Origin of the sequence: Streptomyces sp. NPDC088915, from assembly GCF_044749825.1 — a bacterium.
In the GTDB taxonomy this organism is placed as follows: Bacteria; Actinomycetota; Actinomycetes; order Streptomycetales; family Streptomycetaceae; genus Streptomyces.
Genome location: NZ_JBIVIR010000006.1, coordinates 203963 through 217828, shown reverse-complemented (window position 1 = coordinate 217828; position 13866 = coordinate 203963). Strand labels below are relative to the sequence as shown.

Genomic DNA, 13866 nt, shown 5'->3' with positions numbered 1-13866 from the left:
GTTTTTCCGTGCCGGCTGGAACGCTGTACCGCGGCCGGGAAGGAATGTGGTCCTGGGTGGCTCATCGAGTCACCGGCGTCCTCATCTTCTTCTTCCTGTTCGTACACGTCCTTGACACCTCTCTCGTCCGCGTCTCCCCCGAGGCCTACGACGAGGTCGTCGCGACCTACAAGACGCCGATCGTCGCTCTGCTCGAGTACGGCCTGGTCGCCGCCATCCTCTTCCACGCGCTGAACGGCCTCCGCGTCATCGCCGTGGACTTCTGGTCCAAGGGCCCCCGCTACCAGAAGCAGATGCTCTGGACCGTCGTGGGCATCTGGGTCGTGCTGATGGCGGGCTCGCTGTACCCCGTCCTCGGCCACGCCGCACGCGAACTGTTCGGGAGCTGACGCCAGACATGTCGACTGACACCACCTCCGCGATCGGACCCGTCGAGGGCGGCGGCTACGACGTGGACAACCCCGCGCCGTACATCGAGGCCCCCCGCAAGCGCACCGGCAGGACCCCGCGCGCGACCCGCGGCAACTTCGAGATGGCCGCGTGGCTCTTCATGCGCCTCTCCGGCGTGGTCCTCGTCGTCCTGGTCCTCGGCCACCTGCTGATCCAGCTCTTCCTGGACGGCGGCGTCTCCAAGATCGGCTTCGCGTTCGTGGCCGGCCGCTGGGCGTCCCCGTTCTGGCAGGTCTGGGACCTGCTGATGCTCTGGCTCGCCATGCTGCACGGCGCCAACGGCCTCCGCACGGTCGTCAACGACTACGCGGAGCGGGCCAACACGCGCCTGTGGCTCAAGGGCCTGCTGTACACCGCCACGGTGTTCACCATCCTTCTGGGCACGCTGGTGATCTTCACCTTCGACCCGAACATCCGCTAGGCACGGGGCTGAGGTAATCCACTGATGAAGATCCACAAGTACGACACCGTCATCGTCGGAGCCGGCGGCGCCGGCATGCGCGCCGCCATCGAGGCGACGAAGCGCAGCCGCACCGCCGTGCTCACCAAGCTCTACCCCACCCGCTCCCACACGGGCGCCGCGCAGGGCGGCATGGCCGCCGCGCTGGCGAACGTGGAGGAGGACAACTGGGAGTGGCACACCTTCGACACGGTCAAGGGCGGTGACTACCTGGTCGACCAGGACGCCGCCGAGATCCTGGCGAAGGAGGCCATCGACGCCGTCCTCGACCTGGAGAAGATGGGCCTGCCGTTCAACCGCACCCCGAACGGCACCATCGACCAGCGCCGCTTCGGCGGTCACTCCCGCAACCACGGCGAGGCCCCGGTCCGCCGGTCCTGCTACGCCGCGGACCGCACCGGTCACATGATCCTCCAGACGCTGTACCAGAACTGCGTCAAGGAGGGCGTGGAGTTCTTCAACGAGTTCTACGTCCTGGACCAGCTGATCACCGAGGTCGACGGGGTCAAGCACTCCTCGGGCGTCGTCGCCTACGAGCTGGCCACCGGCGAGATCCACATCTTCCAGGCCAAGGCCGTGATCTACGCCTCCGGCGGCACCGGCAAGTTCTTCAAGGTGACCTCCAACGCGCACACCCTGACCGGTGACGGCCAGGCGGCCTGCTACCGCCGCGGCCTGCCCCTGGAGGACATGGAGTTCTTCCAGTTCCACCCGACGGGCATCTGGCGCATGGGCATCCTGCTCACGGAGGGCGCCCGCGGCGAGGGCGGCATCCTGCGCAACAAGGACGGCGAGCGCTTCATGGAGAAGTACGCGCCGGTCATGAAGGACCTCGCGTCCCGTGACGTCGTCTCGCGCTCCATCTACACGGAGATCCGCGAGGGCCGCGGCTGCGGTCCCGAGGGCGACCACGTCTACCTGGACCTGACGCACCTCCCGCCGGAGCAGCTCGACGCCAAGCTGCCGGACATCACCGAGTTCGCCCGTACGTACCTCGGCATCGAGCCGTACACGGACCCGATCCCGATCCAGCCCACCGCGCACTACGCCATGGGCGGCATCCCGACCAACGTCGAGGGTGAGGTCCTCTCGGACAACACCACCGTCGTCCCGGGCCTGTACGCGGCCGGCGAGGTCGCCTGCGTGTCGGTGCACGGCGCCAACCGCCTCGGCACCAACTCGCTGCTCGACATCAACGTCTTCGGCAAGCGGTCCGGCATCGCCGCGGCCGAGTACTCCGCCAAGGCCGACTACGTCGAGCTGCCGGAGAACCCCGAGGCGTTCGTCGTCGGCCAGATCGAGAAGCTGCGCAACTCCACGGGCAACGAGCGGGTCGCCGACCTGCGCCGCGAGCTCCAGGAGACGATGGACGCCAACGTGATGGTGTTCCGCACGGAGCAGACCATCAAGACGGCCGTCGACAAGATCGCCGAGCTGCGCGAGCGCTACGAGAACGTGTCCATCCAGGACAAGGGCAAGCGCTTCAACACCGACCTCCTGGAGGCCATCGAGCTGGGCAACCTGCTCGAACTGGCCGAGGTCATGGCCGTCTCGGCCCTGGCGCGCAAGGAGTCCCGCGGCGGTCACTACCGCGAGGACTACCCGAACCGCGACGACGTCAACTTCATGCGTCACACGATGGCGTACCGCGAGGTCGGCAAGGACGGCTCCGAGACCGTGCGTCTCGACTACAAGCCGGTCGTCACGACCCGCTACCAGCCGATGGAGCGTAAGTACTGATGGCTACCCCCGTACTGGACAAGGTCGAGAAGGACTCCGCCGCGTCGCCGTACATCACGGTCACGATGCGGATCCGCCGCTTCAACCCCGAGGTCTCGGACGCGGCGGTCTGGGAGGACTTCCAGATCGAGATCGACCCCAAGGAGCGCGTGCTCGACGCCCTCCACAAGATCAAGTGGGACGTCGACGGCACGCTGACCTTCCGCCGGTCGTGCGCGCACGGCATCTGCGGCTCGGACGCGATGCGGATCAACGGCAAGAACAGGCTCGCCTGCAAGACGCTGATCAAGGACATCAACCCCGAGAAGCCGATCACGGTCGAGGCCATCAAGGGCCTGACGGTCCTCAAGGACCTGGTCGTGGACATGGAGCCGTTCTTCCAGGCGTACCGGGACGTCATGCCGTTCCTGGTCACCAAGGGGAACGAGCCGACCCGCGAGCGCCTGCAGTCCGCCGAGGACCGCGAGCGCTTCGACGACACCACCAAGTGCATCCTGTGCGCCGCGTGCACGTCGTCCTGCCCGGTCTTCTGGAACGACGGGCAGTACTTCGGTCCGGCCGCGATCGTCAACGCGCACCGCTTCATCTTCGACTCGCGCGACGAGGCCGGTGAGCAGCGCCTGGAGATCCTGAACGACAAGGACGGCGTGTGGCGCTGCCGCACGACGTTCAACTGCACGGACGCCTGCCCGCGCGGCATCGAGGTCACCAAGGCGATCCAGGAAGTGAAGCGCGCGCTGATCACGCGTCGTTTCTGAATCGCGGTCACGACGGGAAAGCCCGCTTCTGTACGCTCGGCGTGCGGGGGCGGGCTTTCCCGTCCGCACGCGCAGGAGTGTGTCGTTGTGGAGAGCGGGGACTGATGAGCGAGCCGAATCCTTACGCGGACGGCGAGTACACGTGGGGGCCGGGGCGGGCTCCGGGGCAGGGCGGCGCGCCCGGGACCCCGGCGTACGGGTACCCGCAGGACGTGCCCCCGGGGTACGGGTACCCGCAGCCCCCGGCGTACCAGCCGACGCTCGCCGCGGGCGTGCCCGTGCCGCAGCGGTTCCCGCCGATGGCGGCCGGGGCCGCGCCGGTCCTCGCGCTCGGTGACATCACGGTGGTCGGGGACCGGATCATCACGCCGGCCGGGGAGATGCCCCTCAAGGGCGCGGTGTGGAACGCGATGGACATGTCGCGGACCGAGGAGAAGATCCCGACGGCCGCGGTCGTGCTCGCGATCGTCTTCGCGCTGCTGTGCTTGGTGGGTCTGCTGTTCCTCCTGATGAAGGAGAAGAAGACCACGGGCTTCATCCAGGTCACCGTGACCAGCGGGGGTCGTCACCACGCGACGATGATCCCGGCGACGGGCCCGGACACCATCCACTGGGTGATGGGCCAGCTCAACTTCGCGCGCTCGCTGAGCGTGTGACGGTCCGGTCCGCGGACCTCAGCCGCGCCAGGGGGCGGGGGCGTCGCCCGCCTCCGCCGCCACCATCACGCGGCGCAGCATGTCGTTGAGCAGGGCGCGCTCCTCGGGCCCGAGGACGCCGAGGAGCCGGTACTCCTCGTGGCCGAGGACGTCCATAGCGCCGAGCCAGGTCTCGCGGCCGGAGGCGGTGAGTTCGACAGCGACCCGGCGCCGGTCGGTGGTCGACCGGGTGCGGCGGACGAAGCCGCGCTTCTCCAGGGCGTCGAGGCGACCCGAGACGGAGGCGGGGGCCAGGTCGAGGTCCTGCGCGAGTTCGGAGGGGGCGGCGCTGCCGCCGCGGCCGGCCAGCTTGTGGAGCGTGTCGAACTCGTGGCGCTCCAGGTCGAAGTCGACGAGCGACTGCTCCCTGACCCGGCGCAGATGGACCGAGAGCTTCTTCATCCGGGTGACCGCGCCCTCGACGACGGGGTCGAGGCCGGGCAGGACGGGCTGCCAGCGGGCGACGTGCCCGTCGGTCCAGTCGCGCCGTTCCGAGGGGGCGGGGGGCGCGGGGGTGGGGTCCATGGGGCGATCGTACGTCGGGGAGGGGCACACCCGTCTCCTCAAGCATTTCGGTTCCGAATAATTCGCTGTCGAATAGCCCTCCGCCAACTAATTCGTTGGCGAATTATTCGGTACCGAAATACTCTTCGACCATGCCCGCCGCTCCCGCCGCCGCCACGGCGCCCGCATCCCTCCCCCACCCCCTGCGCACCCGCTCCTTCCGCCTCCTCTTCACCGGCCGCGCCCTCTCCCTCCTCGGCAACGCCGCCATCCCCGCCGCCCTGGCCCTCGCCGTCCTGGAGGCCACCGGCTCCACCTCGGCGCTCGCCCTGGTCCTCGGCTGCGCGATGGTCCCCAAGCTGCTCCTGCTGCCGCTGGGCGGCGTCGTCGGCGACCGCTTCGACGCCCGGACGGTCGCGCTCACCACCGATCTCGTACGCTGCGCCACCCAGCTCCTCGTCGGCGTCCAGTTCCTCGGCGGCTCCCCCGGCCTCGCCGTGCTCGCGGTCGCGGAGGCGTGCGGCGGGGCCGCCGGGGCCTTCGCCATGCCGACCGTCGCACCCCTGGTGAAGGGCACGGTGGAGGCCGGGGCGCTGCACCGCGCCAACGCGGCCACGGGGGTGGCCCAGAGCGCCGCCCGCCTCGCGGGCCCGGCGCTCGCGGGCACGCTGGTCCTCACGGTCGGCGCCGGCTGGGCGTTCGTCCTGGACGCGGCGACCTTCGGCGTCAGCGCCCTGCTCCTGACCGCCGTACGGGTGGAGCGGGTGCCGATCCCCCGCCGCTCGCTCCGCGCCGACCTCGTCGAGGGCTGGCGGGAGGTCCGCTCCCGGGACTGGTACTGGACCAGCCTGGTCGGCCACAGCGCCTGGAACGGCGCCGCCGCCGTCCTGACGACCCTCGGGCCCGCCGTCGCCGTGCAGCGGCTCGGCGGCGGCACCACCTGGGTGGTCCTCCTCCAGGTCGGCGCCGTCGGCTTCCTCCTCGGGGCGCTGCTCGCGGACCGCGTCAGCCCCCGGCGCCCGGTCCTGACGGCGAACCTCGGCCTCGCCACGTACGCGCTGCCGCTGGTCCTGCTCGCCGTCGCCGCGCCCGCGCCGGTGACGATCGCGGCCTACGGGCTCGCGCAGGCCGGCCTCGGCTTCCTCTCCCCCGTCTGGCAGACCGCCGTCCAGCGCGCGGTGCCCGCCCACGCGCTCGCCCGCGTCACCTCGTACGACTGGCTGCTCTCGCTCGCCGCGATGCCCCTCGGCTACGCCCTGGCCCCGCTCGCCGCCTCGGCCTGGGGCCCCGAAGTCCCGCTGCTCGCCGCCGCGCTGACGGTGGGCGGCTGCTGCCTGGGGACGGCGCTGGTGCCGGGCGTACGGAAGTTCACCTAGGGCCTGTCCGACCCTGATCCGCCGGACAGGCCCTAGGAGGGGAGCGAGTGGACGATCCCCTCCCCCCGCGACTTGAACACGTTCAAGAGGAGGTCTACAGTCGTCACTGCCAGCTTTTGAACGCGTTCAAGGGAGGGTGGGGCATGGACCTCACTGTCGTCGCGTACATCGTCTACCTGCTGATCGCCGTGGCCCTCACCATCTGGGTCGCCCGCACGCTCAGCCGCAACGGAAGGATCTTCCTGGCGGACGTCCTGCACGGGAACGAGAAGCTCGCGGAAGCCGTCAACCACCTCCTGGTGGTCGGCTTCTACCTCGTCAACTTCGGCTTCGTCGCCCTCTACCTGAGCCAGGACGACGCCGTCCTCGACGCCCGGGCGCTCTTCGAGGCCCTCTCGGTCAAGCTCGGGGTGGTGCTGCTCGTCCTCGGCGTGATGCACCTCGGGAACGTGTACGTGCTCAACAAGATCCGCCGGCGCGGGGTCATGGAGCGCGAGCAGGTGCCGCCGGTCGGCCCGCAGGGCTGGACCGCGACCCCCAAGGGCGGCCCCTGGGCCCCGCCCGCGCCGCAGCAGGGCTGAACCGCCGTGCCGACCGCACCCGGACAGGGCACCCCGGTACCGGCCCCCGCGCCGGGGGCCCCCGCCCCGCGGACGCCCGTGAGGCGCCTGACCGTGCTGTACGACGCCGACTGCCCGCTCTGCGTGCACCTGCGGCACTGGCTGCTGCGGCAGCGGCAGCTCGTCCCGCTCGACCTGGTGCCGGCCAGGTCCCAGGAGGCCCGGCGCCGGTTCCCGGCCCTCGACCACGCCGCCACCCTGCGGGAGATCACCGTGATCGGGGACCGGGGCCAGGTCTACCGGGAGACCGCCGCCTGGATCGTCTGCCTCTGGGCCCTCGCCGAGCACCGGCCCAGGGCCCACTGGCTGGCCACCCCCGCCGGGCAGCCCTTCGCCCGGATGACCGTCCTGGCCGCCGCCAAGTGGCGCGAGGCGCTCAAGGGGCCCGGCGGGGGACCCGGCCCGGGCGGCTGCGGGGACGGGCGCTGCGAAGTGCCCGGTCCGCCCGGTTAGGCTCGGCTCCGTGAAGGACGTGAAGGAAGAGAAGAAGGCCCCCAAGAGCGAGCAGACCCGCACGCTCATCCTCGAAACCGCGCTCCGGCTGTTCAAGGAGCGCGGTTACGACAAGACGACGATGCGGGCCATCGCCCAGGAGGCCGGGGTCTCCGTCGGCAACGCGTACTACTACTTCTCGTCCAAGGAGCACCTGGTCCAGGGCTTCTACGACCGGATCGCCGAGGAGCACCAGGCCGCCGTCGAGCCCATCCTGACCGGGGGCGAGAAGGACCTGACGACCCGGATCCGGGGGGTCTACCTCGGCTGGCTGGACATCGCAGAGCCGTACCACGAGTTCGCCGCCCAGTTCTTCAAGAACGCCGCCGACCCGGACAGCCCGCTCAGCCCGTTCTCGCCCGAGTCGGAGGGGCCGCGCGAGGCCGCGATCGAGGTGCACCGGCGCGTCATCTCCGGGGCCTCGGTGAAGGTCGACCCCGAACTGGCCGAGGCCCTGCCGCAGTTGCTGTGGCTCCAGCAGATGGGTCTGGTGCTCTTCTGGGTGTACGACCGGTCGGAGGGGGCCGCCAACAGCCGGCGGCTCGTGGAGCGGCTCGCGCCGGTCACCGCCCGCGCGATCTCGCTCTCCCGCTTCCGGATCCTGCGCCCGCTGGTCAAGGAGACCCACGAGCTGCTCGCCGACTTCATGCCGACGGCGGCCGGGATGGCGGCCTCGGGCAAGCCGAAGCGGGCGGGCGCCAAGCAGTAGGCGGGGACGGCACGGGGAGCCGCACGGCTCCCCGCCGGACAGGCCCTAGATCCAGCTCAGTTCCCACAGGCGCCAGATGCCCGTGCCGTCCGTCAGGTACTGGGAGCCCGCGACCGCCTCCGTGGAGAGGACGTAGTCCTTCTTCTGCCACAGCGGGACGAGCGGGACGTCGTCGGCGACCTCGTTCTGGATCGCCTTGAAGTCCTCCGTCGCCCGCGAACGCTCGCTGAACCGCTGCGTCGAGGCGATCAGGGAGTCGATCCGCTCGCTGGAGAACCCGTTGTGCAGGGTGTTCGCGGTGCCGACGAGCGGGGCGGTGAAGCTGTCGGAGTCGGGGAAGTCGGGGAGCCAGCCGACGGTGTACGCGTCGAAGTCGCCCTTCGCGTACTGCTTCTGGAAGTCCTCCCACTTGACCTCGACGGTCTTCACCGCGAAGAGGCCGGTCTCCTCCAGCTGCCGCTTGATCTCGGTGGTCTCGGCGGCGTAGGTGTCGTCCTCGCGGAAGCCGAAGGTGAACTTCACGGGGGTGCCGATCCCCGCGTCCTCCAGGATCTTCTTCGCCTTCGCGCCGCTGGGCTCCGGGTAGCGGTCGTAGAACGCGGTGCTGTGGCCGACGAAGCCCTGCGGGATGAGGGAGTACAGCGGCTCGACCGTGCCCTTGTAGGCGCCGGTGGTGATCGCCGGTCGGTCGAGGACCGCCGCGACGGCCCGCCGCACGGCCTTGTCCGCCATGGGCGAGCCGGGGCGGACGTTGAAGTTGATGTTGCGGATCTCGGCGCTCTCCGCCTCGGTGACCCGGGTGCCGTCCGCGGCCTCCAGCGTGGAGACGAAGTCCGGCGGGAGCTGCCGGTGCGTCACCTGGACGTCCTTCGCCTTCCAGGCCCCGGCGAGCTCCTCGGACTTGGCGTAGTACTTCACGAGGACCGGGCGGCCGGTCCTGGCGACGGCGCCCTTGTAGCGCGGGTTGGGCTCCAGGAGGGCGGACTCGCCCGGCTTGTACTCCTTGAGGACGTACGGCCCCGAGCCGTCGACCGCCTCGTCCGGGCGCAGCCTCTTCTCCGGGTAGCGCTCGCGGTCCACGATCGAACCGGCGCCGGTGGCCAGCTTCAGCGGGAACGTGACGTCCTTGGCGCCGAGGTGGAAGGTGACGGTCCGGCCCTCGGATTCGACGCTCTTCAGCGTCGGGAAGAGCGGCTGCGGGCCGACGTCCGTCTTGATCCCCAGCATGCGCTCGAAGGAGTACTCGACGTCCTCGGCGGTCATCCTGCGGCCGTTGGAGAAGGTGAGGTCGTCGCGGAGCGTGCACCGGTACGTGGTGAGGCCGGAGCCCGTGAAGCCGCAGCTCTCGGCGGCGTCCGGCACCGGCTCGGTGAAGCCCGGCTTGAACGTCAGGAGGGACTGGTAGACGTTGCTGTAGATCGCCCAGGAGCCGGCGTCGTAGGCGCCGGCCGGGTCGAGCGAGGTGATCTCGTCGGTGGTGCCGACGGCGATCGGATCGGTCCTGACGCCGTCGGAGGGCAGGAGTTGCCAGCCGCCCACCCCGGCCGCCACCAGTACTCCACAAGTGATGAGGATCCGCAGACGGACCGTCGACCGCATTGCCGTGCTTCCTTTTTTCGGTACCACCCCAGGTGCGGGGCCCCCCGGTACCGCCGCGATGGCGTCATCCCATCACACGGCCTTCACAAGCGGAAGAGAAAACTTTCACACCACAGGTATATGTCCGGGATATGAGACTTTAAGTCGATGAGCAGCACGTATCACTCTCGGTGCGCGGAGTGACGGGCCCTCTTCACGCCTGTTTCGAGGCGAGTTCGACGACGGTGACGTCGGAGGGGGCGCCGACCCGGACCGGGGGTCCCCAGGCGCCCGCGCCCCGCGAGACGTAGAGCTGGGTGTCGCCGTACCGTTCGAGCCCGGCGACGGTCGGGTTGGCCAGTTCGGCGAGGAGGTTGCCGGGCCAGAGCTGGCCGCCGTGGGTGTGGCCGGAGAGCTGGAGGTCCACGCCGTGGCGCACGGCGTCGTGGACGACGACCGGCTGGTGGGCGAGGAGGACGGCGGCGCGGGCCCGGTCGCGGTCGCCGAGGGCGCGGCCGAAGTCGGGGCCCCGGCCCTCGCTCTCGCCCGCGACGTCGTCGACGCCCGCGAGGTCGAAGCCGGCCGGGATCTCCAGGCGCTCGTTGCGCAGCGGGCGCAGGCCGAGTTCGCGCACGTGGTCGACCCAGGCGTCGGCGCCCGAGAAGTACTCGTGGTTGCCGGTCACGAAGAAGGAGCCGTGGCGGGCGCGGAGCCGGGCGAGCGGCTCGGCGGCGGGGCCGAGGTCCGCGACGGTGCCGTCGACGAGGTCGCCGACGACCGCGATCAGGTCGGGCTGGGTGGAGTTGATCGTGGCCACGATGCGCTCGGTGTGGGCGCGGCCCAGGATCGGGCCCAGGTGGATGTCGGACACGACGGCGATCCGGTACCCGTGCGCGGCGCGCGGGATCTTGGCGAGCGGCACGGTGACCCGCTTGACCCGGGGCCCGCGCAGCACGCCGTACGTGCCGTACCCGACGGTCCCGAGCGCGACGGCGGCGGCGCCGCCGCCCACGACCCGGGAGACGAAGAGACGGCGGGAGGGGTCGGTGGGGGTGGTCGCGGATTCCGGGGCGGGGGCCGCCGGAGCCGGGGTCGCGGTGTCGGGCGCGGCGGCCGCCGGCACCGGCACCGGCTCGGGAGCCGTGACCGCGTCGGGGGCCGGGGCCCGGCGGGCGAGCCGGGCGCGCAGGAGCGGGCGGACGGCCTCGCCCACCAGCAGGGCCAGGACCAGGTACAGGAGCACGGCGAGCCACATCTGCCCCGGCCAGGCGAGCACATGCTGGATCCGGAAGGGCACGCCCGCGCGGGAGGAGACCAGGGCCGCGACCGAGCACAGCGGCAGGGCCACGACGGCGGCCGTGCCCAGGCGGCGCGGCAGGCCGCCGGGCGCCGTCACGTCGCGGACGAGGCGCCGCCACACGTACCGGTGGACCGCGCCGAGCAGCGCGAGGACCACGACCAGCAGGAGGACGACCACGGCCCGGAACCCCTTCTCCTTCTGGGCGCCCGTACGACGCGCGCCCCGCGCGGCCCGTCGATCCCGGGCGCGGCCGGGCCCAGCGTACAGAGACCCGCCTCCGGGGCCCGGCGGGGGCGGTTCGATACTGGCGGGGAACGACCCGCCCTCCCTCGAAGGACAGCTCATGAAGCTCAGCCGCCGCGCCTCCTGGTTCCTGCTCGCGTTCGGGGTCTGGTCCTGGGTGATCTGGGTGACCTTCGCGAAGAACCTCTGGAAGGACGGGAGCGGGCTCGCCTTCGACGACGCGGGGGACCCGACCGCGTACTTCTGGGTGCACCTCGCCCTCGCCGTCACCTCCTTCGTCCTGGGAACGGCCGTCGGCGTGATCGGCCTCCGGGGCGTCCGGGCGACCGGGAAGTAGGAAACCGCCGGGACCGGATCCGCCACCCGGCCGCGCGATGCGGCTCGCGGCGCGGCCGGGGTTCGCCGAGGTGGAGCGGTACGGGGAGTACGGCGCCGGGCAGCGGCTCGGCGTGCGGGCCCCGGCCGGAACGGATTGACCGAAGAGCGCCGCATCCGGATCCTCGGCGGGCCCGTCGACGTCTTGGAGGGCGTGAGTGCGCCCTCCGGGCCAGTGACGTACGAAAGGTGATGCCGATGCGCCGGCTCCATGCCCCGAACGCGAGCGGGACCCAGCGGATGCGACGGCGGGGTTTCACGCCCCCGGGTGGACGAATGGGTTCGAACGGCCTTCCCGGGTTCGTATCCCCGTTCCGTACCTGTACGTTCACGACCGTGTCTGCTTCGAAGAAGACCGCCTGGACGGTCGCCGCTGCTGTGTTCCTCCCGCTCGTCCTCGCCGCGCCCGCGGCCCACGCGGACGGGAAGGACTCCCAGGACAAGCAGCCCAAGCCGCCGCTCGCCATGTCCGAGGTGGGCGGCGCCCTGCTCGGCCGGCCCGGGACGCAGGTGCGGCTCAAGGCCGGGGCGCCGGTGCTGCCCAAGGAGCTGTCGGCCCGTTCCTGGATCGTCGCGGACGCGGAGAACGGCCAGGTCCTCGCCTCGCACAACGCGCACTGGCCGCTCGCCCCGGCCTCCACCCTGAAGATGCTCTTCGCGGACACCCTGCTGCCCAAGTTCCCCAAGACGCAGAACCACCTGGTCACCGGTCAGGACCTGGCGGGGATGGGCGAGGGCTCCAGCCTGGTCGGCGTCAAGGAGAAGCAGACCTACAGCGTCCACGACCTGTGGCTCGGCGTCTTCCTGCGCTCAGGCAACGACGCCGTGCACGTCCTGACGAACATGAACCACGGTCTGAAGCAGACCGTGCAGGACATGAACGACCAGGCGGCCGAGCTCCAGGCGCTCGACACCAAGGTGGTCTCCCCGGACGGCTACGACGCCCCGGGCCAGGTCTCCTCCGCGTACGACCTCACGCTCATCGCCCGCAACGGCATGACGAAGCCGGACTTCCGCGAGTACGCCGCCACGGCCCGCGCCGCCTTCCCCGGCATACGGAAGCCGGGCGAGAAGAAGCGCGAGACCTTCGAGATCCAGAACACCAACCGGCTGCTCACGGGCGACTTCGGCGTCCCGCCGTACCAGGGCATCGCCGGGGTCAAGAACGGCAACACCACGCACGCGGGCGCGACCTTCACCGGGGTCGCCGAGCGCAACGGCAGGGTCCTGCTCGTCACCGTGATGAACCCGTCCTCCGAGGAGCAGCACGCCGTCTACCGGGAGACCGCCCGGCTGTTCGACTGGGGCTTCGCGGCGCTCGGGAAGGTGGAGCCGGTGGGCGAGCTGGTGCCGCCGCGCTCGGCCCGTACGGGGGCGTCCGCGTCCGCCGGCGCGGCGGACCCGGCACCCGGCAAGAACGCCCCGGCGCAGCCCGTCCAGGCGGTCGCGGCCGGGAGGACCGGCGGGGTCGGGACCGCGCTGGCCGTGGCGGGCGGGGTCCTCGCCCTCCTCGCGGGCGCCGTGTTCCTGGTCAACCGGCGCTGGCCGCTGGCCGTGGCGGCGCGTCGCCGTGACCGGGGCGGAGAAGAGTAGCCCCGGAACCGCCGGAACCGGGGGCCCCGCCGGAACCGGAGGTCCCGCCCGGACCGGGGCCCTCGCCGGAACCGGAGTCCCCGTCCTCGCCGGTCCCGGCCGGAGCCCCGTCCTTCCCCGGCGAGGCCGCGGCCGTCCACGCGGCGCAGAACAGCAGCAGCTTCGCGGTGAGGTTGATCCAGAGGAGCAGGGCGACGGGGACGCCGAACGCCCCGTACATCGACTTCGCCGCGACCCCCTTCATGTAGCCGCCGAGCAGCAGCTTGAGGAGCTCGAAGCCGACCGCGCCCATGAGCGAGGCCACCACGAGCTCCTTGCGGGGCGGCTCGACGCCGGGCAGCAGGGACAGGACGTACAGCAGGATCAGGAAGTCGGCGACGACGCCGACGAGGACGCCCCCGGCCTGGAGCAGGACGCCGCCCGCCCCGCCCTCGGAGACGCCGAGCCGGTCGGCGCTCCAGCCGACGGCGGTGGAGCCGAGCCAGGAGGCGGCGAGCGAGGCGAGGGCGACGCCGCCGAGGCCGACCAGGACGATCGCGTCCTTGCCCTTGAGCAGGACCGGGTTGCCCTCGACGTCGTCGAGGCCCCACACCGCGCGCAGGCACTCCCGCATGGAGCCGATCCAACTGATGCCGGTGAAGAGGAGCAGGGCGCCGGCGACGATCCCGACGGTGCCGGCGTTGTCGACGAGCGCGCCGATGTTCAGCTGGTCGGAGATGCCGGGGACCTGCTCGCCGATCTTCTCCTCGATCCGGTCGAGCTGCTCGTCGCTGAGGAGCGCGGCGCCGACCGCGGCGGCGACGGTGATGAGCGGGAAGAGGGCGAGGAAGGAGAGGAAGGTGATGGCGGCGGCGAGCCGGCTCCAGTGGGCCCGGTCGAGGGTCTCGTACGCGCGCCAGGCGTGGGTGCGCATCAGGCGGGCGACCCAGGGGCCGATGACGGGGAGCTTGGTCAGCCAGTCCATGTCGTGCGT

The 13866-nt window shown here is 71.4% G+C and carries 15 protein-coding genes; 11 read left to right on the top strand and 4 right to left on the bottom strand.

The features are described from left to right. The first annotated feature begins 8 nt into the window (after positions 1–8). The 5 genes from sdhC to ACIP5O_RS13475 all read left to right on the top strand — a co-directional run bounded on the left by sdhC (position 9) and on the right by ACIP5O_RS13475 (position 4064). Complete coding sequence (gene sdhC, locus ACIP5O_RS13495; protein ID WP_356541453.1) at positions 9–389, top strand: succinate dehydrogenase, cytochrome b556 subunit; 381 nt, start codon at positions 9–11, stop codon at positions 387–389. A gap of 8 nt (positions 390–397) precedes the next feature. After that, entirely contained in the window at positions 398–871 is a 474-nt protein-coding gene (locus ACIP5O_RS13490) for a succinate dehydrogenase hydrophobic membrane anchor subunit (protein ID WP_356541451.1), read from the top strand. Positions 872–895: 24 nt separating this feature from the next. After that, positions 896–2650, top strand: coding sequence for a succinate dehydrogenase flavoprotein subunit (sdhA, locus tag ACIP5O_RS13485; RefSeq protein WP_401292347.1), 1755 nt, complete (start codon positions 896–898; stop codon positions 2648–2650). Continuing rightward, entirely contained in the window at positions 2650–3408 is a 759-nt protein-coding gene (locus ACIP5O_RS13480; protein ID WP_030687532.1) for a succinate dehydrogenase iron-sulfur subunit, read from the top strand. Before sdhA ends, ACIP5O_RS13480 begins: the two co-directional genes overlap by 1 nt. Positions 3409–3512: 104 nt before the next feature. Further along, entirely contained in the window at positions 3513–4064 is a 552-nt protein-coding gene (locus tag ACIP5O_RS13475) for a hypothetical protein (RefSeq protein WP_401292343.1), read from the top strand. 18 nt (positions 4065–4082) lie between these two features. On the opposite strand, the gene ACIP5O_RS13470 is transcribed toward ACIP5O_RS13475, so the two are convergent. Further along, positions 4083–4628: a MarR family winged helix-turn-helix transcriptional regulator gene (locus ACIP5O_RS13470; RefSeq protein WP_401292340.1), complete on the bottom strand. Its 546-nt coding sequence runs from the start codon at positions 4626–4628 to the stop codon at positions 4083–4085. A gap of 131 nt (positions 4629–4759) precedes the next feature. Here ACIP5O_RS13470 and ACIP5O_RS13465 point away from each other — a divergent pair, with 131 nt between their 5' ends. The 4 genes from ACIP5O_RS13465 to ACIP5O_RS13450 all read left to right on the top strand — a co-directional run bounded on the left by ACIP5O_RS13465 (position 4760) and on the right by ACIP5O_RS13450 (position 7804). Then, complete coding sequence (locus ACIP5O_RS13465; RefSeq protein ID WP_401292338.1) at positions 4760–5983, top strand: MFS transporter; 1224 nt, start codon at positions 4760–4762, stop codon at positions 5981–5983. A 143-nt stretch (positions 5984–6126) separates the two neighbouring features. Continuing rightward, the gene (locus tag ACIP5O_RS13460) at positions 6127–6564 is read left to right on the top strand and encodes a hypothetical protein (RefSeq protein WP_401292336.1); all 438 of its coding nucleotides are present in this window, start codon (positions 6127–6129) and stop codon (positions 6562–6564) included. A gap of 78 nt (positions 6565–6642) precedes the next feature. Further along, positions 6643–7056 carry a thiol-disulfide oxidoreductase DCC family protein gene (locus ACIP5O_RS13455; protein WP_401292335.1) on the top strand — a complete coding sequence of 138 codons (414 nt, stop codon included), beginning with the start codon at positions 6643–6645 and terminating at the stop codon, positions 7054–7056. A 10-nt stretch (positions 7057–7066) separates the two neighbouring features. Continuing rightward, the gene (locus tag ACIP5O_RS13450; protein ID WP_401292332.1) at positions 7067–7804 is read left to right on the top strand and encodes a TetR/AcrR family transcriptional regulator; all 738 of its coding nucleotides are present in this window, start codon (positions 7067–7069) and stop codon (positions 7802–7804) included. 45 nt (positions 7805–7849) lie between these two features. Here the strand turns inward: ACIP5O_RS13450 and ACIP5O_RS13445 are convergent, their stop codons facing one another. Then, positions 7850–9403 (bottom strand): ABC transporter substrate-binding protein, encoded by a 1554-nt coding sequence (locus tag ACIP5O_RS13445; RefSeq protein ID WP_401292330.1) that lies wholly within the window; start codon positions 9401–9403, stop codon positions 7850–7852. Between the two features lie 193 nt (positions 9404–9596). Then, entirely contained in the window at positions 9597–10859 is a 1263-nt protein-coding gene (locus ACIP5O_RS13440) for a metallophosphoesterase (RefSeq protein ID WP_401292327.1), read from the bottom strand. A gap of 166 nt (positions 10860–11025) precedes the next feature. Between ACIP5O_RS13440 and ACIP5O_RS13435 the strand changes: the two genes are divergently transcribed. Further along, entirely contained in the window at positions 11026–11262 is a 237-nt protein-coding gene (locus tag ACIP5O_RS13435; protein ID WP_125659795.1) for an SCO4848 family membrane protein, read from the top strand. A gap of 374 nt (positions 11263–11636) precedes the next feature. Next, a complete protein-coding gene (locus ACIP5O_RS13430) occupies positions 11637–12893 on the top strand; it encodes a D-alanyl-D-alanine carboxypeptidase family protein (protein ID WP_401292324.1) in 1257 nt (418 codons plus the stop codon). Here the strand turns inward: ACIP5O_RS13430 and ACIP5O_RS13425 are convergent. After that, complete coding sequence (locus ACIP5O_RS13425; protein ID WP_401292322.1) at positions 12832–13857, bottom strand: YihY/virulence factor BrkB family protein; 1026 nt, start codon at positions 13855–13857, stop codon at positions 12832–12834. The genes ACIP5O_RS13430 and ACIP5O_RS13425 overlap by 62 nt on opposite strands. Positions 13858–13866: the final 9 nt, after the last annotated feature.

What these genes read in the sequence shown, in the direction of transcription:
- ACIP5O_RS13490 (WP_356541451.1), top strand. Translation starts at nt 398, where the DNA reads ATGTCGACTGACACCACCTCCGCGATCGGACCCGTCGAGGGCGGCGGC.
- sdhA (WP_401292347.1), top strand. Translation starts at nt 896, where the DNA reads ATGAAGATCCACAAGTACGACACCGTCATCGTCGGAGCCGGCGGCGCC.
- ACIP5O_RS13480 (WP_030687532.1), top strand. Translation starts at nt 2,650, where the DNA reads ATGGCTACCCCCGTACTGGACAAGGTCGAGAAGGACTCCGCCGCGTCG.
- ACIP5O_RS13475 (WP_401292343.1), top strand. Translation starts at nt 3,513, where the DNA reads ATGAGCGAGCCGAATCCTTACGCGGACGGCGAGTACACGTGGGGGCCG.
- ACIP5O_RS13470 (WP_401292340.1), bottom strand. Translation starts at nt 4,628, where the DNA reads ATGGACCCCACCCCCGCGCCCCCCGCCCCCTCGGAACGGCGCGACTGG.
- ACIP5O_RS13465 (WP_401292338.1), top strand. Translation starts at nt 4,760, where the DNA reads ATGCCCGCCGCTCCCGCCGCCGCCACGGCGCCCGCATCCCTCCCCCAC.
- ACIP5O_RS13460 (WP_401292336.1), top strand. Translation starts at nt 6,127, where the DNA reads ATGGACCTCACTGTCGTCGCGTACATCGTCTACCTGCTGATCGCCGTG.
- ACIP5O_RS13445 (WP_401292330.1), bottom strand. Translation starts at nt 9,403, where the DNA reads ATGCGGTCGACGGTCCGTCTGCGGATCCTCATCACTTGTGGAGTACTG.
- ACIP5O_RS13435 (WP_125659795.1), top strand. Translation starts at nt 11,026, where the DNA reads ATGAAGCTCAGCCGCCGCGCCTCCTGGTTCCTGCTCGCGTTCGGGGTC.
- ACIP5O_RS13425 (WP_401292322.1), bottom strand. Translation starts at nt 13,857, where the DNA reads ATGGACTGGCTGACCAAGCTCCCCGTCATCGGCCCCTGGGTCGCCCGC.